The 20,728-nt window shown below is 68.7% G+C and carries 20 protein-coding genes and 2 pseudogenes; 15 read left to right on the top strand and 7 right to left on the bottom strand.

What is annotated here, in order from left to right; genetic code table 11:
- Positions 1 to 254: 254 nt before the first annotated feature.
- The 6 genes and pseudogenes from ACFXI4_RS09810 to tap all read right to left on the bottom strand — a co-directional run bounded on the left by ACFXI4_RS09810 (position 255) and on the right by tap (position 8,247).
- Positions 255 to 1,511 (bottom strand): MFS transporter, encoded by a 1,257-nt coding sequence (locus tag ACFXI4_RS09810; RefSeq protein ID WP_384989167.1) that lies wholly within the window; start codon positions 1,509 to 1,511, stop codon positions 255 to 257.
- Positions 1,502 to 2,002 (bottom strand): MarR family winged helix-turn-helix transcriptional regulator, encoded by a 501-nt coding sequence (locus tag ACFXI4_RS09805; RefSeq protein WP_384989166.1) that lies wholly within the window; start codon positions 2,000 to 2,002, stop codon positions 1,502 to 1,504. Before ACFXI4_RS09805 ends, ACFXI4_RS09810 begins: the two co-directional genes overlap by 10 nt.
- 310 nt (positions 2,003 to 2,312) lie before the next feature.
- Positions 2,313 to 2,468, bottom strand: a pseudogene (locus ACFXI4_RS09800) (IS3 family transposase); the annotation flags it as partial.
- A 207-nt stretch (positions 2,469 to 2,675) separates the two neighbouring features.
- Positions 2,676 to 5,093 carry a Helicase associated domain protein gene (locus tag ACFXI4_RS09795; RefSeq protein ID WP_384989165.1) on the bottom strand — a complete coding sequence of 806 codons (2,418 nt, stop codon included), beginning with the start codon at positions 5,091 to 5,093 and terminating at the stop codon, positions 2,676 to 2,678.
- 37 nt (positions 5,094 to 5,130) lie between these two features.
- Positions 5,131 to 5,709 carry a telomere-protecting terminal protein Tpg gene (gene tpg / locus ACFXI4_RS09790; protein WP_210977607.1) on the bottom strand — a complete coding sequence of 193 codons (579 nt, stop codon included), beginning with the start codon at positions 5,707 to 5,709 and terminating at the stop codon, positions 5,131 to 5,133.
- A gap of 21 nt (positions 5,710 to 5,730) precedes the next feature.
- Positions 5,731 to 8,247, bottom strand: coding sequence for a telomere-associated protein Tap (gene tap, locus ACFXI4_RS09785; RefSeq protein WP_384989164.1), 2,517 nt, complete (start codon positions 8,245 to 8,247; stop codon positions 5,731 to 5,733).
- 267 nt (positions 8,248 to 8,514) lie between these two features.
- On the opposite strand from tap, the gene ACFXI4_RS09780 reads away from it, so the two are divergent.
- The 8 genes and pseudogenes from ACFXI4_RS09780 to ACFXI4_RS09745 all read left to right on the top strand — a co-directional run bounded on the left by ACFXI4_RS09780 (position 8,515) and on the right by ACFXI4_RS09745 (position 13,989).
- A complete protein-coding gene (locus ACFXI4_RS09780; protein ID WP_384989163.1) occupies positions 8,515 to 9,147 on the top strand; it encodes a hypothetical protein in 633 nt (210 codons plus the stop codon).
- An 80-nt stretch (positions 9,148 to 9,227) separates the two neighbouring features.
- On the top strand, positions 9,228 to 9,617 hold the full coding sequence (locus ACFXI4_RS09775) for a DUF6354 family protein (protein WP_384989162.1): 390 nt from the start codon (positions 9,228 to 9,230) through the stop codon (positions 9,615 to 9,617).
- A 195-nt stretch (positions 9,618 to 9,812) separates the two neighbouring features.
- Positions 9,813 to 10,061 carry a hypothetical protein gene (locus ACFXI4_RS09770; RefSeq protein ID WP_384989161.1) on the top strand — a complete coding sequence of 83 codons (249 nt, stop codon included), beginning with the start codon at positions 9,813 to 9,815 and terminating at the stop codon, positions 10,059 to 10,061.
- 111 nt (positions 10,062 to 10,172) lie between these two features.
- Positions 10,173 to 10,799, top strand: coding sequence for a hypothetical protein (locus ACFXI4_RS09765; RefSeq protein ID WP_384989160.1), 627 nt, complete (start codon positions 10,173 to 10,175; stop codon positions 10,797 to 10,799).
- A pseudogene (locus ACFXI4_RS09760) lies at positions 10,800 to 11,872 on the top strand (IS481 family transposase).
- Positions 11,873 to 12,508: 636 nt separating this feature from the next.
- Entirely contained in the window at positions 12,509 to 12,634 is a 126-nt protein-coding gene (locus ACFXI4_RS09755; protein ID WP_384989159.1) for a hypothetical protein, read from the top strand.
- Between the two features lie 254 nt (positions 12,635 to 12,888).
- On the top strand, positions 12,889 to 13,314 hold the full coding sequence (locus ACFXI4_RS09750; RefSeq protein WP_210977610.1) for a GFA family protein: 426 nt from the start codon (positions 12,889 to 12,891) through the stop codon (positions 13,312 to 13,314).
- An 87-nt stretch (positions 13,315 to 13,401) separates the two neighbouring features.
- Positions 13,402 to 13,989 carry a hypothetical protein gene (locus ACFXI4_RS09745; RefSeq protein ID WP_384989158.1) on the top strand — a complete coding sequence of 196 codons (588 nt, stop codon included), beginning with the start codon at positions 13,402 to 13,404 and terminating at the stop codon, positions 13,987 to 13,989.
- Between the two features lie 40 nt (positions 13,990 to 14,029).
- Here the strand turns inward: ACFXI4_RS09745 and ACFXI4_RS09740 are convergent, their stop codons facing one another.
- Complete coding sequence (locus tag ACFXI4_RS09740; protein ID WP_384989157.1) at positions 14,030 to 14,641, bottom strand: hypothetical protein; 612 nt, start codon at positions 14,639 to 14,641, stop codon at positions 14,030 to 14,032.
- A 357-nt stretch (positions 14,642 to 14,998) separates the two neighbouring features.
- Here ACFXI4_RS09740 and ACFXI4_RS09735 point away from each other — a divergent pair, with 357 nt between their 5' ends.
- From ACFXI4_RS09735 to ACFXI4_RS09705, 7 genes are all read left to right on the top strand, one after another.
- Positions 14,999 to 15,496 carry a hypothetical protein gene (locus ACFXI4_RS09735; protein WP_384989156.1) on the top strand — a complete coding sequence of 166 codons (498 nt, stop codon included), beginning with the start codon at positions 14,999 to 15,001 and terminating at the stop codon, positions 15,494 to 15,496.
- Between the two features lie 68 nt (positions 15,497 to 15,564).
- Positions 15,565 to 15,825, top strand: coding sequence for a hypothetical protein (locus tag ACFXI4_RS09730; protein WP_384989155.1), 261 nt, complete (start codon positions 15,565 to 15,567; stop codon positions 15,823 to 15,825).
- Positions 15,826 to 15,903: 78 nt separating this feature from the next.
- Positions 15,904 to 16,356 carry a hypothetical protein gene (locus tag ACFXI4_RS09725; protein WP_384989154.1) on the top strand — a complete coding sequence of 151 codons (453 nt, stop codon included), beginning with the start codon at positions 15,904 to 15,906 and terminating at the stop codon, positions 16,354 to 16,356.
- A gap of 71 nt (positions 16,357 to 16,427) precedes the next feature.
- A complete protein-coding gene (locus ACFXI4_RS09720; protein WP_384989153.1) occupies positions 16,428 to 16,958 on the top strand; it encodes a hypothetical protein in 531 nt (176 codons plus the stop codon).
- Positions 16,955 to 17,269 carry a hypothetical protein gene (locus ACFXI4_RS09715; protein WP_384989152.1) on the top strand — a complete coding sequence of 105 codons (315 nt, stop codon included), beginning with the start codon at positions 16,955 to 16,957 and terminating at the stop codon, positions 17,267 to 17,269. Before ACFXI4_RS09720 ends, ACFXI4_RS09715 begins: the two co-directional genes overlap by 4 nt.
- A gap of 1,356 nt (positions 17,270 to 18,625) precedes the next feature.
- Positions 18,626 to 19,621 (top strand): ParA family protein, encoded by a 996-nt coding sequence (locus ACFXI4_RS09710; RefSeq protein ID WP_030578392.1) that lies wholly within the window; start codon positions 18,626 to 18,628, stop codon positions 19,619 to 19,621.
- A 688-nt stretch (positions 19,622 to 20,309) separates the two neighbouring features.
- The gene (locus ACFXI4_RS09705; protein WP_030578395.1) at positions 20,310 to 20,711 is read left to right on the top strand and encodes a hypothetical protein; all 402 of its coding nucleotides are present in this window, start codon (positions 20,310 to 20,312) and stop codon (positions 20,709 to 20,711) included.
- Positions 20,712 to 20,728: the final 17 nt, after the last annotated feature.

The following is a 20,728-nucleotide window of genomic DNA, read 5'->3' as shown; positions in this document are numbered from 1 at the left end:
TGCTCCATGTTGCTCGGGGTGCCGCGCCCGCTGGGCGGACACGACTCTTCTGCCGTCATCCTGTCAGCGGGGTCTGACAACGCTGCGCCCCGGTGCCGCAGCGGGTCGCTCTGTGACTGGGCGAGATAGTTGTCACTTGGGCGAGACACCTGTCACTGGGCCTGGATTTGGTGGTCGATTGATGAGCCGTGACACGTTAGTTGGAACCTGGTCACGAGGGTTGGAACCAGCGACTGCGCGCCTCGGAGCAGAGCTCATGGGCTGGCTGCGGCTGTGTGTGGATGGGGCGGTGCGGAGGAGCTGCGCAGGTCTGCCGTGGTGGCGCCCACCACAACGACGGCGCCGAGGCATAGCAGGCCGCCGCTGACGAGGGCTGCTGCTCCCGAGGTGGCGTCTGCGACGAGGCCGCCGCGCATGTTGCCGATGTCGGGTCCCGCTTGCCCGACGATCTGTTCGGCAGCGCTGACGCGGCCGAGTAGTTCGTGCGGGGTGTGTATCTGGACGACGGTGCTCCGGGAGACGACGGAGACGGTGTCGGCGGCGCCGGCTATGACGAGGAAGGTCAAACCGGCCCATGGGTTGGTTGAGAAGCCGAACAGTGTTAACGCTGCGCCCCAGGTGGCGGATCCGCCGAGCATGGCCAGGCCGGGGCGGGGGAACCGTGTGAAGGTTCCGGAGAAGAGCGAGGCGGCGACGCCGCCGACGGCGATGGCTGTGAGGAACAGTCCGAGGGTGCGGGGGTTGTCGCCGAATCGTTCGGCGTTGATCAGGGGGAACATGCTGATGGGCATGGACAGCACGGTGGTGGCCAGGTCTGTGAGCAGGGCCCCGCGGATGACGGGGGTGCGGGCCAGGAAGGCCAGACCGTCCAGTACTCCGCGCATGCCGGGCAGTGCGGGCTCGTCCCCGGGATCCATCTGTGGCAAGCCGAACGCGCCGTAGAGCGCGGCGATGAAGGTCAGGGCGTCGATCAGGTAGCAGGCGCCGACTCCCAGCCCGCCCACGATCAGTCCGCTCAATGCGGGACCGAGGAGCATGGCGCCCTGGAAGGCAATTCGTCTCAGCGCCAGGCCCGCGGCCAGTTGGTGCTTGGGCAGGAGGTGCGGAATGAAGGTGCGCGAGGCGGGGCCGCTGCCTGCGCCGAAGCAGGACTGGAGTGCGACCAGCCCCAGCACGCCGGCGGCAGGAACGTGTCCGAGGAAGCTCTGGAGTGCGAGGAGGAGCGAACACGCGGCCTGTCCGCTGGTCGTGAGCAGGTAGAACTTCCGGCGGTCCACCCGGTCGACGAGCGAGCCGGCGAACAGTCCGAGCGCGACGAGGGGAATTGCCTGGGCCAGCCCGACGGCGCCGGTCCACGTGGTGCTCTTCGTCATCTGCCAGACCTGGAACATGACGGCGACGAGTGTCATCTGGCCGCCGAAACCGGACAGGGTCTGGCCGATCCACAACCGCCGGAACGGTGGCGATGACCGTAACGGAGTCACGTCGATCAGCGTGCGCTTCAGCCCCATGCGGGATCCTCAGCCAGCTTCTCGGCGATCCGGTCGTGGAAGCTCCTGCGCTCCAGAGCCTGCTCGATATCGGCGACGACCTGGGAGAGCGGGTAGGGAATCTCCGTCTCCAGGTCAGCGACGGCAGCCTCGGTGGCCCGCCATTCCGCCGCCAGGCGATCCACGATGCGGCGGGCTTTGTCGGTGAGTGTCACCTTCTTGGTGCGCGCGTCGTCGCCCACGACAGTCTGGACCCAGCCGGCCGTGCGCATCGCGGCGACTTTCTGGCTGAGCGCCGAATGCGTGCGCTGAACCGACTCGGCCAGTTCCGCGATGGTCATGGGTCCGCAGGCGTGGAGCCGGAGCAGTTCCATGACGAAACTGGGCTTGAGCCCGTCGATCTGCTGCTCGGAGTAGACCTGGGCAATGTCGGCGTCCATGGACGCCTGGAGCAGGCGCACGGGCCGCCAGAGGCTCTGCTGCGTCGGGTCGATTGCGTGGTTGTCACCCATGCACCGCATCGTAACAGTGCTTATATAAGTGCTGTTGCTTTTATTGCGTCAGCACCGGGGGTAACGATCAGTCGAGGGCCTATGCGGCGAGGTGGGCGAGGTTGTGAGTGCGACGGCCTCGGGGGCGCCCTGGCCGTTCTTGAGGCACTGCGGGAGCGTGTTCGTGGCCGTGAACTGGCCTCCGGCAGGGTTGATGCCTAGGAAGTCGCCACAAGTCCGAGATGTCCGGAACTGGTTCCAACTATCGTTCCCGGCTCATCGAGCTGGTGCGCAAGGTCCTCTGTGAACCGTTCCGGGTTCGGTAGAGACCTCAGTTGTTGGTTGTGACCTGGGGTTTCGTGGTTGTGAGGTAGTGGTTGTTCTCATATTCGACGGGTGGGACGTGGCCTATTTCACCGTGGAGTCGTCGGTGGTTGTACCAGTCGACGTACTCGGCGGTGGCGAGCGCGTCGGCCTCCACCTCGGCTCCGAGGTGGGTGAAGGCCGCTACCAGGTGCGCGGCGCGGTACGTACGCCGTCGCCGGTACCGGGGTGCTGGTCGGTCATCAGTGGCCTTCCGGTCTGTCGGCGAGGAGCACGCGAGCGCGTCACTGCCGACAACCGGCCGTCGGCCGGATTGGACACGGGCACCCAGCCGGAGATCGGTGAGCAAGCCTCCCCCGGCCCGCCCGTGTCAGGTGCCGGCTGAAGCGGTGTCCTCGGTCGACGGCTGTGGTGGGTGGGGGGTCAGCCCGGCCTCGGTGACGGCTTGCAGATGCTCGGGGGGCAGGGTGTCCCAGCGTTTGCGGAGGTTCTTGAGCCACTGGCCGACCTTGAACTCCTCGCCGTCGACGGTGACGGTGTCGCGCTGGCGGATGTGGACGTGGCCTTCACTGGCGCGGAAGGCGGCGACGGCCGCCAGGCCGTGGTCGAGCTGCCGCTGCTGGCGGGCGGCGCGGCCGGTGGGCTGGGGCGGTTCGTCTTCGGCGGGTTCGATCAGGGTGATACCCAGTTCGCGCACGAGCCGGAGCTGGTCGGGGTGAAGGTCGCTGTAGTCGGTGCTCTGGGCGCGGACCCATTCGCCGAGGGGCTCATCGTCGTCGGTGATGAAGTCGGCGGGCAGGTCGTCGAGGGTGATGCTCGCGTCGGCGTAGGTGCGGGCGGTGTAGTAGAGGCGCTGCCAGGTGATCGACCAGGCGGGGTTCCAGTACGGGTCGATCTCGGTGAGCGCGGTGTCGGTGGGGTCGGGTTCGAGTCCGTTGTCCGCGCGGGTGCGGGCGGCGGCCCGGCGGTTGGTGAGCCAGCGGCCGAGGGCGAAGTCGCCAGCCATCTCGCCGGTGGGGGCGGCGAGATGGCCGTGGCGGGCGGCCCAGTTGCGGGCGTGGAGGAGTCCGCGTTCGGCGGCCTGGGTCTGGAGGTTCCAGATGATGCCGAGGTGTTCGAGGGCCTTGATCTGGGCGGGCTTGAGGGTGCCGGCCGCGTAGGCCTTTCGGGCCCGGTTGATCCAGCGGCCCAGGGCAAAGCCGTGCTCGTCGTCGTAGAGCCGGGGGACGTCGAGGTGCCCGTGGGTCTGCTGGTAGGCGGTGGCGGCTTCCAGGCCGCGGCGGAAGGACGCTTCGCGGGGGTGGAGGACGCGCAGCCGGAACGCCTGGGCGATGGTGTCGGCGGGGAAGGGCCGGTCGAAAACGACGTCCACGGGCACGCCGGACTCCTCGTCCTCGTCGTCTTCCGGGACCGGGTGGGCGGGCTGCTGGGGGACGGCGAGACGGTCGGCGATGCGGTCGTCGTGTGCACGCAGGGCCTGGAGGACCCGCCAGAGCGGCCGGTACAGGTTGGAGCCCATGAGGTCGTCGGCGTCTTCGCCGGGGGCGACGTAGACGGGGACGATGAGGGTGGCCTTCTTGCCCTGGCCGGGCTTTTGGCGCAGCGCCCGGCCGACGGCCTGGACCGTGTCGACGATCGACTCTTTGGGGTCGGCGAAGACGACGGTGTCGATGCTGGGGATGTTGACGCCCTCGCCGAGAAGGCGGGCGTTCGCGATCACGGTGCGGTGGGCCGGCTCGAGGAACTCGCCGGTGCGGCCGTCGAAGTGGTCGAGGAGCTCGCGGCGGTAGGCGGGGTCCATGGTGCCGTCGAGGCCGGCCGCCCACAGTTCGCCCGGGTCGGGGCAGCTGGTTCCGGTCTCGTCGAGTGCGTGGAGGAGGGCGGCGGTCTCGGGGAGGGTGTCGGCGAAGGCGTGGGCGTCGGCGACGCGGTGGTGGAAGGAGACGACGCGGCGCAGGTCGAGCTCTGCCATGGCTCGCAGGACGGCGATCTGGAGCGCGGCCTGGCGCAGTTCGGCTTCGGTGGCCTTGTCGGAGATGCCGAGCCGGGTGCGGATGGTCGCCTCGTGGACTTCCATGACGACGACGCGGTAGTCGGCCAGGAGGTCTATGTCGATGGCCTCGGCCAGCGGGAGGCGGAAGCAGGTGTCGCCGTACAGGTCGGGGTTGTCCATGGATGCGACGAGCGAGTCGTCCTCGTCGTCATCGGGCTCGCCGGCCGACCAGATCCTCGGGGTGGCGGTGAGGTAGAGCCGCTTGTGTGCGGGGATCAGCTCGTCGTCGTGGACGGCAGCCCAGCGTTTTCCCAGGTCACCGCTGGTGCGGTGCGCTTCGTCGATGGCGATCAGCGACCAGGTGGGGAGGGCGAAGCGGTGGTGGGCGTCTTGGACGCGGTGCAGGGAGTGGTAGGTGGCGAACACCGTCAGGCCGGGGTTCTGACGGACGGTGGCGGCCAGGGCGGCCGGGTCGGTGGTGAACGCGACCGGCTCGCCCGCCGTGTTGGGGCGCTTGGAGCACAGGGCCAAGACCGGGCCGCTCATGCCGGCGGTGCGCCAGTCGTCGATGGTCTGGGCGAGGAGTTCCAGGGTGGGCAGCAGCACCAGCCGGGTGCCCTGGGGGGCGACTCGGGCGGCGGTGCGCGCGGCAACGTACGTCTTGCCGGTACCGCAGGCCATCACGACGGAGGTCCGGGCGGTGTGGCGCAGCGCGGTGTGCGCGGCGTGGACGGCCTTGGACTGGTGCGGGCGCAGCCTGATCCGGGGCGGCGGGGCGGTGATGGTCGCGGTCACGCGGTGGCCGGTCCTCTCAGCCGGGGGCGGTCGGCGGTCAAGTAATGCTGAAGCGAATGTGGTCGATGCCGGTCAGCTCGACCTGCTGGAGGGAGGTCGCACGGGTGCCGCCGTCGGTGAAGTAGTCGTCGCGCAGTCCGTCGGCGACGATCTGGGCGAGGTCTTCCTCGGAGGCGCCGGCCGTCTTGGCTTCGAAGAGGGCGGCGGCCGTCGTGGCGTCCAGGCGGCGGGTGAGGCGGCGGTAGCGGGGGTCGTTGGTAGTGCCCTTGGGGGACGTGAACCCGAACTTGGCACGTACGTCGACCTTGATGCCGCCGGTGGTGATGGCGGCCTGGAGCTTCTTCGCCTTCACGATCGGCTGCCAGAGCTTCTTGACCTCGGCTTCGACGAGGGCGGCGGTCTCGGGCTTCGTGGACTTGATCTTGTCGTCGCGGTAGCGCTCCACGGTGCGCTGGGACTTGCCGATCTTCTCAGCGACCGCGCGGGCGGCCTCAGCACGGCTGACGCCCTTCTCCTGTTTGAGCAGGAAACGGATCCGGGCGCCGAGGGTCTTGGGGATCGGCTGGGAGTAGGCGGTCTCGGCGGCCTCGTCCAGGCGGTCTTCGATCAGTCCCACGGTCAGTCAGCTTCCTTGGTCTCAGGCCACGCGGACGAGCGAGGCGTCCTTGATCTCGTTGGCGATGTTCACTCCGTCAGCGAGCAGGTCCAGCGCCCAGCCGATGGTCTGGGAGCCCTGGTGCTTGACGGAGCCGGGGTTGACACCGAGGCGGAACCCGCCGCGGATCGGCTCGCCGTCGGAGCCGAGGAGGAGGGGCAGCGGCGACAGGCCGTCGATGGCGTAGACGACGCAGTCGTTGTTGACCGCGAGGGGGTAACGGCTCGCCGTGGTGGCGAGGTTGTGCATCTTGCGGTGCATGTTGGTCCGCGCCTTCGACAGGATCATGGCACGGATGTCGGGCCGCCACGTCAGGCGCTTCAGTGCCGGCCACGGGTCGCCGAAGACGTGGTCGACGCCCATGTTCGGGCGCTGGCGCAGCTTGCCGATGCCCGACTTGGCAGTGGCCTTGATCGCGTTCGCCAGGGTCACCAGCAGCGGGTCGCCGTCCTTGTAGACGGCCATGGCCGCGGGGAAGGCTTCGTCGTCGAGGTCCTGGGTGACGCCGAGGTCGGCCATCACGGTCAGGTAGGCGTCCCGCAGCGTGTCGTACCAGGGCTGGAGGTAGGGGCTGTGGGTCTCGCGGACCCATGCCTCCATCGGGCGGACGTCGGCGCCGAGTTCGACGGCGTAGGCGACGGTGGGGGTGGCGTACCAGCCGGGACCGTCAGGGCGTTCGCCGCTGGAGGTGAAGGGGCTGGGCAGGCGCGGGTCGGTCTCGACGTGGGAGAGGTCGAGGTACCAGGAGCCGGGCAGATCGGGGTCGAAGTCGGGGTTGCGGGGGTAGTGGATGGCGGGGCCGGTGCCGACGTGCAGCCGGCGGCAGGCCGCGAGGAAGGCGACCTGCACGTCCAGGGCAGCGACGTGGGTGCACGCCCGCTCGGCGTCGGTGATCAGGTCGGCGGGGCGGACCCAGATGCACGCCTCCTCGTCGAGGGCCTCGCTGGCGGGCCGGGAGCCTTCCTCCGGGTAGTCGGCGGCGACGACGGGGTGCTCGTCGGGGGCCTCGCACGGGGCGGGGTCGACGAGGGTGTGGAGGGTGTGGGGCACCTTCGCCGAGACGTACTTGCCCTCGTCCTGGCTCCACTCGGCCTTGGTGGGCGGGCGCAGCGAGGTCATGAGTTCCTCGCCGGTGACGGCGACGGTGCCGCGGGGGGTGATGACCAGGCGGGCGTAGGTGCCGAGCATCGTGGCGAGGTCGCCCGCGGGCAGCTCGCCGGCCTGGCCCCAGACGCGGTTCTCCAGGGCGCCCCAGGGGGTGAGGAAGAGCTGGATGCAGTGGCGCTTGCCGTCGAGGCGCTTGAAGATCCGCGGCCAGGGCCCGAAGCCCGCCTTGGTGAGTTCCCATCCGGCCTTGGTGAGGCTCTTGAGGGCCTTGTGGTCGGCCGGCAGGCGGAGGTCTTCCTGGTCCGCGAGGTTGGTGGGCAGGCCGAAGTGGGCGACGGCGCCCTCGGTGAGGATAATCAGCGGGTCCTGGTCGAAGCCGTTGTCGTGGACCTTGGCCGCGCCCAGGCGGATCTTCCGCTTGTCCAGTGCCCAGGCGGCCAGGGCCTGGAGGGTCTTGGCCGGGCACGGAACGGTGCGGCCGTCGGCGAGGTGCGCGGTCAGGGCGCCGTCGGTGATGTCGAGGACGGCCAGTGGGCCGTCGGCGTACTCCGGCGGCACCGGCTTCGCGGCCGGCTTCTTCGCCGTGCGGTTCGTACGGCGGGAGGCCGGGGCGGTGGCCGGGCGGCGCGGCGCGGCCGGCGGACGGGCGGCGGGTGCAGCGGCAGCCGGGAGCGCCGGTGCCGGGGCGGCGACCGCCGGTGCGGCGGGGGCGGGGGCGGGGGTGGCCACGGCGGGCGTGGGCGCCGTCGTCTCGGTACGCGGGGCGGAGACGGGCTCGGCCTGAGTGGTGGGCCGGGTGCCGCAGCGGGGCATGCCCATGGCGGCCATGGCCTGGAGGTACACGTGGCGGGGCTGGCCGTCTACGACGCTGGACGTCGTGTGCCCGCAGCGGACGCACAGCCGGGTGACCCCCTCGGGCAGGTCGATCCAGGAACCGGGCGCGTCGAACTCGGGCACCGCCGTCTCCGCGAGGGCCGGGGCAGGCACGGTGTCCGGCCACGCGAGCTCGGGAGGGTCCTCGATGTCGAAATCGAACTCGAGAGGAGTCGCCTCCGCGGCGAGCGCATCTGGCGCCGACTCGGGCTCGCCTTCGGGCTCGGATTCCAAGGTGGCGGAGCCACCTCCCGCACCGGCGCGGGCGAGCTCGGCGGCGAAGTGCGCGAGGATCCTGGCGTACCGCTGCCCCTTCTCGCCGCGCGGTGTGCGCGGCGGGTCCGACTCCCAGGTCCACACCGTCTCGCGGCGGACGTCGTTGGCCTGGCCCATCTGCGTCACGGTCCAGCCGAACGCCTCGCGGAGCCTGACCCGTTCCGCCGGGTCCGGCAGTGGCGGCACCGGGCCGTCGAATGAGATCCGGTCGAGTACACCCGATACCGGGTCGCTGCCCCCCATCTCCACCTCCACCCTCAGAGTTCAAATCTAACGCGAATCTAACGCACCCGCCCCGAGGGGTGCAAGCGCTCTGTTGATGTTCCAGTATGTATTATGGTTGTTGCTTGATTAGATTTCAAGCTGTATTGTCACTGACCGTTGGCCAGGGCCGCCCAGCGATGGCGGCCACGTCCGCAACGAGGCGGCACGCGCCGGAACTTGCCGGTCTCCTGGCTCGCCGGGACCTTCCTCCCGCGTCCGACATGACACCCGAGGAGTACGACAGTCATGCCCTACTTGTCTCCCGAACCAGGGGAGCCCGCCGCGCCGGGGTCCCGGATCGTCGTGGAAGCCGGCGACATCCTGATGCGCCGCGGTCTCACCGATCACGCCCCCGCGGCCCAGGTCCACGTGATCGAGGCCGCCAAGGCCCTGGAGGACTTCCGCCTCGGCCACGTCACGGCGCTGGAGCGCGCCGAGGTCCTCCTTGACCGGGCGATCGCGACGTTCCAGGAGCGCACCGGCGAGCACGACGAAGCGGCCTGGCAGGCCGCCGCGGTCTACATGGTCGAGCTGTGGGCGACGCGGTACAGCGCGGCCCGCCCGACCGCGTTCGACCCCGCCCCGCCGCCGCCGTCCCGGCTCACCCCAGCGCATCCGCTGCGGCTGGAGACGGTCAGCCGCGAGGCCCACGACCTCCTGCTCAGCGCCGGCCGGTCCCTTGAGCGGAGAGCGCGCGGCCTGGACTCGATGGACGTGGTCCGCGCGCAGCACGGCATGCACGAAGCCGCCCGGCTGCTCCATGACCAGCTCGACGGGCTGTCCATGCCGCTGTGGGTGCTCATCTGCCGGTTCTGCGCCGAGATCCAGGCGGAGAACCTCCGCATCCTCAAGGCTCCCGCCCCCGGCACCACGGCCTGACTGAGGCCCCCGTTCCCACACTCGCCCCGGCGCGCGCCCGCCGCCCGGCACCAACCCTTCACCCCCGTTGAGGAGTTCCCATGAACACCAGCCCCTCCCCTGTCACTTCCGCCATCGGCCCCGTCCGGGTCGGGCAGCTGTGGCAGGACATGGCCCCCGACATGGTCGACCGCGAGCGGATGCTGCGCGTGCTCTCCCTGACGGACACCCACGCCGAGTGCGTGGTCGAGCGCGACAAGCAGGGCACGGCCGGCCGCAAGGCGCGCCCGCTGGCCCTCCGGCGCTTCGCGACGAGCGCGTTCAAGCTGATCGAGGACGTCGTCGACGACGCCGACCAGGCCCTCTACGCACGCTTCCTGGCGGCGATGACGGACGTGCAGGGTGCCAACCCGTCGCCCGTGGAGTACGCGACCGCGGCACTGCGCGTGCACAAGGAGCTCGCCGCCGAGACGGTGAAGACCCAGGGCTAACTGTGCCGTCTCGTGAGGTTGGTTCCACATACCTGAACTTCCCAACTTGTTGACAAGTTTGAATGTGCCCCTCTAACTTCATAACAAGTTAGGAAGTTCAGGAGGTGGGGCGTGCTTCAGATCCAGCTTGGGCCCGAGAGGGCTGCAGACCCGGACGACAGCCTGGAGCGGTCGACGATCGGGTGGCGTCCGGGGATGACGGAGGACGAAGCCTGGGAGGCCGGGCGGGGCGTCTGGAAGTTCAACGCTGACCGGGCTCTGGCTCAGGACGAGGTGCAGATCGTCAGCACCGAGGGCATGGTGCTCGCGGTTGCCACGATCACCGGTATCTCGAAGTACGGCGACCGGTACGCCCTCCAGGGGGAGCTGCTGCGCGGAGACGCCAGGGTGGGCAAGCCCACTGCTACGCCGCACCGATCGCGGAACTCCGTTGCCTACTTCTGACGAGCCGCCCGACGCTGCCGTGACCCGGACCACACGCGCAGCGTCCAGCGCTGGACGGTAGTGCGGCCGAACGTCAGCCATGTTGGGAGCACGCTCACGAGGGGGAGTTCCGTGTCTCGCTGGTTTACCAATTCCGATGCCATTGCTGCTCTCGATCACGCCGAGTGGGCCCCATGGGTGCGCTACACCCGAACACCGCCACCGTCGTATGACTGGGAGAGCACAAACGCCGTCGCGGCATACACGCCGGAAGAGCAGACGACGAACACCGCCGTGCACGAATCCGCGCACGCCGTCGTGTACATGGCCGCGGGCTATCAGATCGGCGAGATCGTCCTGCATGAGCCGGGAGACCATAGCTACGGCGGCCGGGCGCACGTGAACTACCTGGCAGCCTCGGGCCCATGGTTGGACTGGGCGGTCACCTGCGCTGCTGGCGAGCGTGCGGAGGTCCGATGGATGCGGGAGACCGGCCGCTGGTCATCAGAACGCGCATGGGTGGCAGAGCGCCTCGCCTGGCGGGACCGCAGCCAAATCGGCGAGGTCTACCGCAGCGGTCACAACCGAGAGCTGACCTTCAACGGCGACCATGACGACTGGGGTGACTACGCCTGGGTCATGGACCGCACCGATGAGGCCCTCGACTTGGTATGGGACCAAGTCCTCGCCCTGGCCCACCATGTCACCGTCCGCCAGCACCTCACCGGAGAGGAAGCCGCCCGGATAACTGGCCTCTGAGTGGCCGGACATCGCAACGCGCCGCTGACGCCCGAAGGGCGGCGCCGATTGTGCGAGCGCGTAGACGGAGGACGTCCGATCGCGCACGTCGCGGCGGAAGCCGGAATCTCCCGCCGCTGCCTGGCCAAGTGGTACGCCCGGTGGCAAGCGCACGGCGAGGACGGCCTCCTCGACCACTCCTCCCGCCCCGCCACCAGCCCGGCCTGCACCGCCGAGGACATCGCCGACCTGGTGGAGGCGCTGCGGCGGCAGACCAAGCATGGCCCCGCCCGGCTCGCCACGGACCTACAGCGGCTGCACGGCGTCACGCTCGCGCCGGCCACGGTCCACCGCATCCTGGTCCGCCGCGGACTGAACCGGCTGCGTGACCTTGATCCCCCAACCGGCGAGGCCCTGCGCGAGGTCATCCGATACGAGCACGACAAGCCCGGAGACCTGGTCCACGTCGACATCAAGAAGCTGGGACGCATCCCCGAGGGGCGGGGGATGGCGGATGCACGGCGTCGGCACCGACGCGGCCCCGCGCCTCCAAACGCACCGGTCCCGGCACCGGCAAGGTCGGATACACGTACCTGCATTCGGCGCTCGACGACCACTCCAGGCTCGCCTACACCGAGGCCCTGGACGACGAGAAGGCCGCCACCGCTGTCGCCTTCTGGCGCCGTGCCGTTGCCTTCTTCGCCGCCCACGGCATCACACCGATCCGCCGCTGCCTCACCGACAATGGCGCGTGCTACCGGTCTACGACCTGGGCCGACGCGCTTGCCGCGACCGGTACGAAGCACAAGCGGACCAGGCCGTACACGCCGCGCACGAACGGGAAGGTGGAGAGGTACAACGGGACGCTCTCCCGCGAGTGGGCCTATGTCCGCGCCTACACGTCGGAGCGTGAACGGTGCGCGGCCCTCGCCGAGTTCGTGAACTACTACAACCACGAGCGTCCGCACGCGGCGCTCGGCGGCCGACCACCGATCAGCCGGACCGCAGGAAGCGACTACCGCCTCGTCTTCGACCAACTGCCCGAACCACTCGCGGACATCCCGCAACAGCTCACGTTCGAAGACTTCGTGTAACCAACGTCCCGAGACACCACAGCTAACCGGCCCCCGCGAAGCCCGCTTGCCCGTTGCGGCCCGGCCTCCCCCAGAGGGGCGCCCGGGCCGACGGCTCGCGACTTCGCGTAGCCGCCCGCCTGAACTGCAGGAAGGAAGCTGGGAAGTGGTGCCGTCTGCTCAGTCCGGGCTCTGGGCCCTTGACGCTCCTCCGGGGGGCGAGGTGTTCAGCGCCGGTGACATCGTGGGAGTGGAGGGCCGGCCGGGCGAGTGGGAGCTGATGAAGCCCGGGCCAGGTCCGGGTGTCTGGATCGCGGAGTCGGCGCGGCTCGAGGACCGCGTCAGCGCGAAGGTCGCGGTGGGCGCGCTCCAGCGTCTGGCGGATGCCCCTCACATCCGGCGCGGCGACCTGGTGATGCAGCGCTACCCCGAGCAGGAGCGAGCCACCGTGGTCCGGCTCGGGCAGTGGGTGGCGGTGAAGTCATACACGCTGTCTGATGGCGGTGTCTGCCTGGCGCTGGACTCGGTCGACCGGCTGGAGGTGGTCACGGCGGAACAACTCGCTGCGGCCATCCGCGTGGATGTGGTCCACGGTGCACACGTGGGCCGGATCGTGCAGGCCGCCGTGTCCGCCCGCGCCGGGCAGTTCAGGGTGGTGTGCCGGGTGCAGGCGAGATCTGCCGCGACGGACGCAAGGTCACCTGGTGCCCCAGCCTGGACAGCGCCCGCCAGCTGTGGGACTGGCACGTCTCCGGGCCGGCCCCCACCGGCAGCGCCGCGTAGGCCTTTGCCCCCTCGCCGTGCGGTGCCGTGGCCTCCGGCCGCCGGCGGCCCGGCACTGGCGCGTGGTACGACGAGCCGTTCCCCGAGGGCTGGAGCAGCCCCACGATGCCTTTCCCGTGGCGTACTTGAGCCGAAGACACACGTCTTGGTGAATCGGCTCGCAAGACAGCAACCGAACTGCTGCCCGATCGGTAGAGGTGCATGTGAGCAGCACAAGCGTTCGTGCTGCGGGTCTTCGATCCTGGGAGTAAGCCGTGACCACCACCGACTCTTCTTCGTCGTCCGCCCTACGCTGCGGCGGCTGCCTGTGCGGGGCCGTCCGCTTCGAGGTGCCCGATGCTCCTGACGCGCCCCACCTGTGCAGTTGCCGGCATTGCCAGAAGCTGAGCGGCGGGCCGGTGATGTCGTGGGTCTGTTTCCCTCTGGCGGGTCTGGTGTGGATCGGCCGGGAGCCGGTCTGGTTCTACACGTACCCGCACGAGACTCGGCGCGGTCGCTGCCCCGACTGCGGGAGCCAGTTGTGCGCCCTGGACGACGGTGCCACGAGCATCGCGTTCAACTTCAGCGCCCTGGACGACTCCTCGGACCTCGTCCCGGCGTTCCAGAGCTACGCCCACGACGCGGTGTCGTGGCTCAGGCCGGTCACCGACACCCGGCCGACGGCCGCCGCGGGCAGCTGACCGCCGACCAGCGGCTGCCCGGGTTCAAGCCGGCCCGTTGGCCGGACAACCCAACGCCTCGACCTCGCTGGGGCGAGAATGGCGGCCATGTCACTCTCCCTGGCCCGCTGCGTGGAAGCGGTTGCCCGCCTGCTGGATAGCTGTGGCCCGTTGGAGCCGGTCCGGCTGTGCATGAGCGACCGGGACGTGCAGGCGGAGGTGTGCGCGAGCGGGCCGGCCGCCTCGGTGAGTATGGCGCGCCTGTCAGCGGCGACGGGCGGCGAGGTGGCCGGCCGGGCGGTCGACCGTGACGACGGTGTGATCACGGCGGACCTGGAAGACGACGTGGTCCTGGTCGCCGCCGTGGACACGCCGGCGCGCGGGACCGCGCCCAGACTCCGATCAACGTCGACGTCGGCGGCGGCTGCCCTGCTGCGGACGCTGGCCCCGTGGACGGCCGCACTGGACCAAGAGCTGCTGTCGGGGGCCCAGTTGTGGGTGGACGACGACGGCCAGGTCTTCACGGTCCGGCTGCTGGCGACAGCCGCAGGCAGTGACGACGTGGAGAGTGTCGCCGCTGCCGCCGGCGCAGGGCTGGAGCAGGTCCGGACATGGCGCACCGACAGCGGTCTGGATGGGCGGGGCAGCCTCCCGTGCGGCCGGACCGTGCACATCGGCATCGTCCGTCTCTCTTGACCATCACCGACACGCTCGCCGGATCCCGCGCTCCTCTGCGTTAGGCCAGATCAACGTCCTCCTGGTGCATCTTCGCAACCCGCACGGCGTCGAAGTGGCTGATGCCTCGGAAGTACTCCTTCTTGACCGCCACGCCGATTCTCAGGATCTCCGTCACGGCCGTCAGATGATCCTTGACGCCTGTCTCCCATCCCTCAGCCGTGGCGCACGGGCGCGAGATCCACGCCTGGAACAGGAGCGCCTGTGTCACCTGCGCATCGCTTTCATGGCGTGAGATGCGATCCACGACCTCGCGGGTGTTGGCAGGCGTGTTCTCCGCCCTGCCAACCTTGATGTAGGACAGCTTCTCGATCATGGACCGGAACTCCAGGACGTAGAGCCGGTCGCCGACGGCATCGAGCGGCCCTCCTGTTTCTTGCAGGTCCTCCCACGCCCTGTGCCGTACGGCGGCGCAGATCTCCTTGGGGGGCGTACGCCCCGTGTCGAAGTAGTCGAGCAGTCGCACCCTGGCCCCGGGAAGCAGATGCCGATTCTTGAAGTTCTTGGTCCTGCGCGACTTGGGCAGGGCCTCTCCCTCCCACAAGGGCGCGTCAGTGAGGTGAATGAAGTCGACGCCGAAGTACTGCTCTTCCTGGAAGTCCTCTTCACGCATGCCTCTGATGGTGGCCCAGGAGGGGGACCGCGTTCTCCGGAATGGCTGAGGCTGAGCCGATGGCTGGCGTGTTGGCGGCGCCGGCGCTCCTGGAGGGCCTGCGTGCACGAGATGAAGGTCAGTGTGTCCGTGCGCTTTTACTCGGACTCCGCGCCGTTGGGTCCCGCCTACGGCAGCGCGTTGGCCCCGTGGCGCTGCTGAAGGGTTGGGCTGCGTGGGCCCACACCACCCCGAACTGTTGTGTATTCGTGTTTCAGTGTGTAGTGTTATTCGTGTTGAGGGTGACGTTCCTCTCCACCCCACCCCCCTCCCGGAGCCGCACTGCCGCTCCCCCATGCCCCCTTACGGAGATCTCCCATGTCCGAAGCCGAAGCGGTCCGATCCGTCATAGCCCGTCTCCTCGCCCATGCCGACGAGCCCGAGACCCAGCGCATCCACGAACTCGCCCGCCAGGCCGGCTACCTGTGGCGCTGCGGCAACCCGGCCTGCCCCGCCTACAACTACCGGGGGCGGCGCTATTGCGAGGGCTGCGGATGGGGCAGCAAGGGCAAGCCGGTCGGCGACCTCCACCCGTGCATGTACACCGAGCGCCGGTGGGCCGCGCTGCGCCGCGCGCTGCTCCAGCACTACAGCCCCGACGCCCCGATGCCCGACGCCGTGGTCTTCGACTACTGGGGCGGACCCGGCTGGCGCGGCGCCGAGGTCACCGAGATGTACGGCGGCAGGACCGAAGAGGTCACCGGCGGGTTCCGTGACCGGGACCGCTTCGCGGACATCGCCGCCGCCCTCGACTCCCTCACCAGGTGGTCGGAGCCGGGCTACGGCGAACACATCCGCGTCGTCCTGGCCTCCTGAACCTCACCGTCCCCGGGGCCCGGTGAGCCACCGCCGGGCCCCGGCCAGCCACGAAGGCGAGCCACGCCATGTCCACTCTGCTGATCGGCCGCTGGTCCACGGACAACGCCACCCTCCGCATCACGGCGTCCCACCAGGTCGACGACGAGGACCAGGCCGCCGTCGACGCCCTGACCTGGCCCGCGTTCGCCAACGGCGCGAACTGGGCGTGCACGTTCCCCGTCGACACCCACCGCCACGCCGTGCAGCGCGCGTACGAGGAGTTCGCCCGCGACGACGACGCCTGGCTCGACGACACGGTCGAGCATGTCGAGCCGGTCACCCCCTGACCTCGCCCACAGCTGCGCCCGGCCACGCGCCGCCGCCCGCTCGCCCGTGTCCCGCCCCCCTACCCGAAGGGCTCTCCCATGCTCGGCAACACCGAATTCGAGTGGGTCTCCGCCAACGCCACACCGGTCCTGCTCTACCCCGGCTTCAGCTCCGACGACGCACTCGTCGAGCCCGGCGAGATCGTCGCCGCCGTCTACGACAGCAGCGACGGCATCGCCCTCTACGGCAACCGCGACAAGGTGCTCGGCCTCCTCCTCCAGCTCGCCGAAGCCGTCCGCAACGCCCCGCCCGTCCCCACCACGGAGGCGTGCATCGCGGCCACGACCGACCCCACCGCCTGGAAGCCGGGCCCCCTCACCTCCCCGCTGGCTCCTACGAGCAAGGGCTGGCCCCTGTGCGGCGCCGAGTCCCACCAGCCCATCGCGGCCGATCCCCGCATGGCGACCTGTTCCGACTGCGTCGACGCCTTCAACGAGCGCGGGCCGCAAACCCCCCTCCGCCTCGTCCACTTCCTCCCCGCCAAGCCCTGACACGACCCCACACGCCGCCCTCCTCCGGTGCCGGGCCCCGCAGGGCACGGCACCCCGACCCAAGGCCCCTCATGAACCCCACCGACGCAGCCGGCCCCCTCTTCGAAGCCCTCCTCGCCGAAGCCCAGCAGTGGGCGTGCGACGACACCGAAGACCTGGAGCAACTCGACGCGATCGACCACGCCGATAGCCCGCACGACAAGCTCGCTCTGCTGCAGAACTCCAGCCTCGTCCCTTCCCACCTGGCCTCGGCCATCGCCGAGGCTCTCGTCGCACTCGACCCCGCCACCTACTCCCCCAACTCCGCGCCGACAACCTCCGGAACCTCCATGGCCGACCCCGAACTCCACCGCATCCGCGACGCGTCGATCACCGTGGTCGACGCCTCTCCCGACGACAACACCCCCAGCGACGTCTACGAGATCCAGGTCCACGGCGTTAGCGTCCTCATCCGCCGTCGAGCCCATTGGGGCCCCGCCACCGACGTCCCCTACGTCCACATCGAGGACCAGAGCGAAGGGCCCAGTCTGCTGCTCGTCGAGGTGAACAACGGCGGCGAGCACGAGCACCCCCGCCCCTCGGCCGACGGAGCTGCGACGTGATCCCTGACCACGCCTACGCCACCGCCCGCCAGCTGATCGATCCCGACGCTAACTACACCGTCCACATCCGCACCGACAACGGCTGGACACAGCCCACCGACCCCAGCCACCGGGAACTCCCCGGCCTGGACGTCCTCCTGGCCGCGCGCAGGGTCCTGCGCCCCCGGCCCGCCGGCCACGTCCAAAGCACCAGCCCCGACACCCTGGACATCCGCACCGGCGACGGTCGGCTCTGGCTGCGCTTCACTACAGCATCATCGAGTGCGGGCCAGGCCCCCGGCGATCCAGCCCCCGGCGACCGCTTCGGCTGACCAGAGGTTGTCCGTCTGTCCCACCTCACCAAGCCCACTCGGGCCGTGTAGGCACCTGGGCCCGCCGTGTGCGGCGGAGCCGTTCAGCGCGCCGAGGTGTTCTGGCTGTAGACGTTTAGGGGCCCTACTGCCACCGGCCAGAGCCCGGTCGCCGCCAGACGTAGTGTTGCTGCCGTGTGGCTCCCCCCGGTGTCCACTGCGCGCGCCACACGGCCACTGCCTCCTCGGGCTCTCCACCTCCTTGAATTCTCCATTGGGATGTCCACAAGCAGTGGCCTCGAATAGCCTCATTACGACGGGCTTTTGACATCGACCAGAGACGGTTGGTCGTCGGGAATTGTCTCAAGCAGCTTGTTTGAGACGGAGTTGCCACATCAGGTCCCTTTGGACTCCACGATACTGGTACGCCGACACTGCACCTAGTCATTGATGTATCAAAAGGGTGCGCACTCGCCTCGGCTCTGATTTAGTTAACAATTCGTTCCAGTCGGAATGGACTTGCAACCCATCCTGCGCACTTACCACTGGCCATTTGCTTGCCCCTACCAACACATATGTTGATACTGCTCCTACACTTCACACTCGCCATCTATGGTCGACACATGCTCATTGCGCCTCCATAGTTCGCACACTGACTGCTAGGGCTGAGCTAATTCACTCACCTCCGTAGGCATGCTTGTAGGCATGCCTGTAGGTACGTAGGGATCTCTGTAGGTATCTCTGTAGGGATGTTCGTACCTCTGTAGGTTTCGATCGATGGAGCCAGGTCGGTCGTCTCTCCACCTCACACGCACTTCTATCGACACACACTGCATCTACACCGGCAGATGCCCACTATCACCCCGCGCACCTGCGACGACGCCGCCGCCTGTGCGTCGCTCCGGACGCTCCATGCTGCGAACGCATCCTGCTCAGACGTTCCGCACCTTGGCACGTCTGACCCCGCCACTCTGCCTGTACGCGCACCACGTCCCTTCGCGCTATCTAGATGCATGGCTTCTTGTCGCCGCCTGCACACCCCCCTGCCCTGGCGGCAGCCCCTCAAGCTCCGCGGCCTTGGTACTGGCGTGGACTCGGCGCACCGCAAGACTCGCGACACGCCCCGCGCTACGCCACAACACCAACACTCGTCGCATCTTCCTGTTATGGTCGCCCGTGTCGCGTCGTGACACGGACTGCAGACATCCAGTGCACGAAGCACGCCCCCAATGCCCGTAATAACCAGCAGAGCGCACTCGTGATGCAGCAAATGACAAGTACTGCCACTCAGATACACCTCAAGCGCGTGACACGACGCGACAGTCACCTCGCCGTTTCCCGCAGCCACCCTCTCTCCCAACTCCGGAGGCCCTCGCGATGACCACAGCCCTTCCGAGCGACATCGACGTCGCCGACGAGGCATCGCTCCCGGCGCCGGTGGTGCTTGCCATCGCCACTCAGAAGGGCGGCGTGGGCAAGACCACCACCACCGTGAACTTGGGCGCACGCCTCTCCATGGCCGGCTACAACGTCCTTATTGTTGATCTTGAGCCCCAGGCGCAAGCTGGAACCGCGCTCGGCATCACGCTCGGCGGTCATGAAGATGAGGCTGCGAACGAAGCGGAGCTCCAGCGGTCTCTCGGCTATATCCTGCAGATGGCTCTCCAGAAGTTCCCGCGTCCGCATCTCAAGCAGGCGATGTTCGACCGCACCGACGAGGTACTGGGGGACTTCGAAGGTCACGGTCAGCTCTGCGTCCTTGCCTCGGAAGAGGCATCCATGTCAGCGGCGCAGAACGCCTTCGTGACGAAGCCCTACAAGGAGATCGTCACCCTTCGGCACCTCTTGCTCCAGGAGGCACGGGGCTTCCACTTCGTCCTCATCGACACACCGCCAGCCGTATCCCACCTCAACGCAGTGGCGCTGGCGGCCGCTGACTTCGTGGTAACCGTCTGCATCCCGGAGTACCAGTCCATCAAGGGTGCCCTGGTTCTGAGCGCAGCCACGCAAGCGATCGCAACGAACACCCAGGGAGTCTGCGAGCCACAGCTTCTCGGCGCTCTACTCAATCGCTCCAACCCCGAGTCTGCGTGGACGGCTCAAGACGTGGACATCCGGAACGCGATGATTGGTGACGGCATCAACGCTGAGCCAGGGCGGGGCCTCTTTCCGTTCGTTACGGATGTGCGACGCGACGTCCGCATCTCGGAGTCCTACATCCACGGCCGGCCCGCCGTAACGCGGTTCCCGAATCACTCGTGTGGCAAGCAGTACACGGGCGTCGTGGAGGAGATCCTGGACCGCATCCAACTGCCGCGCCAGAAGTGGACCATCGCCGATCCGGTCCTTGTCGAGGAGAACGTCGATGCCTGAGGAAGAGCCCTCCGGAGCGGAGCGCAAGCAACCCAAGAAGAGGACGGCGAAGAAGGTCGCGGGTCTCAGGCCTCGTCCAGACTTGCTCAGCAATCCCGCCCTGTCGGGTGCGGCAAGCGTGGCGGCCCGATCAGTCCTGGGTCAGGGTGCCGGAGCTCAGCCAGTTAAGACTGTCCAAGTTCCGGCCTCGGCCTCACAAGACGCCATTGCCGTGCCTGCCCCGAGCACACCCCCTGACTGGCAGGGCGCGGCTGAGGCGGTTGCGCCGGACACTACACAGACGCGGGCCGAAGACCAGGCGTTGAGCGAGGGAGCGGAACCCGGCTCCGTCACGCCTCTGTCGGTCTCCGTCACGGATGTGCAACCCAGTGAACCGGCACGACCGGATCTCGGTGATCTTTCATCTCCAGACGCTGCTAGCTCTGGAGCAACGCACGGAACGACCCCGCATGCCTACCAAGACCTACCCGACGACGGGGAGGCCGCTGACCAGCACCTCGTTGCTCATGACGACGAGCAGCAGGTACCGGGGGAGGAGGCGACCGCAGCCGAGACGACTGAGGCTGAGCCAAGAGCGGGGGGAGCACCTTCATCAGGGGCCCGGCGAAAGCGCTCTGTCTCCACCCGCCAGGGCTCCAAGGTGGGGCCCGCACACACGGCACTGCTCAACTCATGGCGTAGCAGCAGGGTGGACCTCAAGCTCCGTAGGGACGCCTGGCAGACGCATCCGTTCCGCTTCGCGGCGGACTTGGTGACACAGCTAAGCAAACGGGTGGCGCAAGACTGTTCGTCTTCCGGTAAGTCGCTGACGGCTGCGCAGTATGTCGACGCTGCAATGAGCCAGTATCTGCCGACGACCATAGAGGAGCAGTTGGCGCTCGCCGAGGAGTTCCTCCTCTCTCGCGAGACGGACGTGGGCACGGGGAAGCAGGCCAGCCATCGGGTCAGCCCTGAGGTCTATGCCGTCGCAGCGCCCCTAGCCAATGATCTCCGGGAAGCAGGGCACGCGCGCATCGCCGTTCACGTCTACTCAGGGGCCCTTGACAGCTTCCTCCGCGATCTCGAAGCAGAAGGGCCGCTCGGGAAGTAGGGCACAGGAACCCCCTC

The organism is Streptomyces sp. NPDC059224 (assembly GCF_042754285.1).
Taxonomy (GTDB): Bacteria; Actinomycetota; Actinomycetes; order Streptomycetales; family Streptomycetaceae; genus Streptomyces.
Note: the sequence above shows the minus strand (reverse complement) of the source record. Positions and strands in the feature narration are given on the sequence as shown.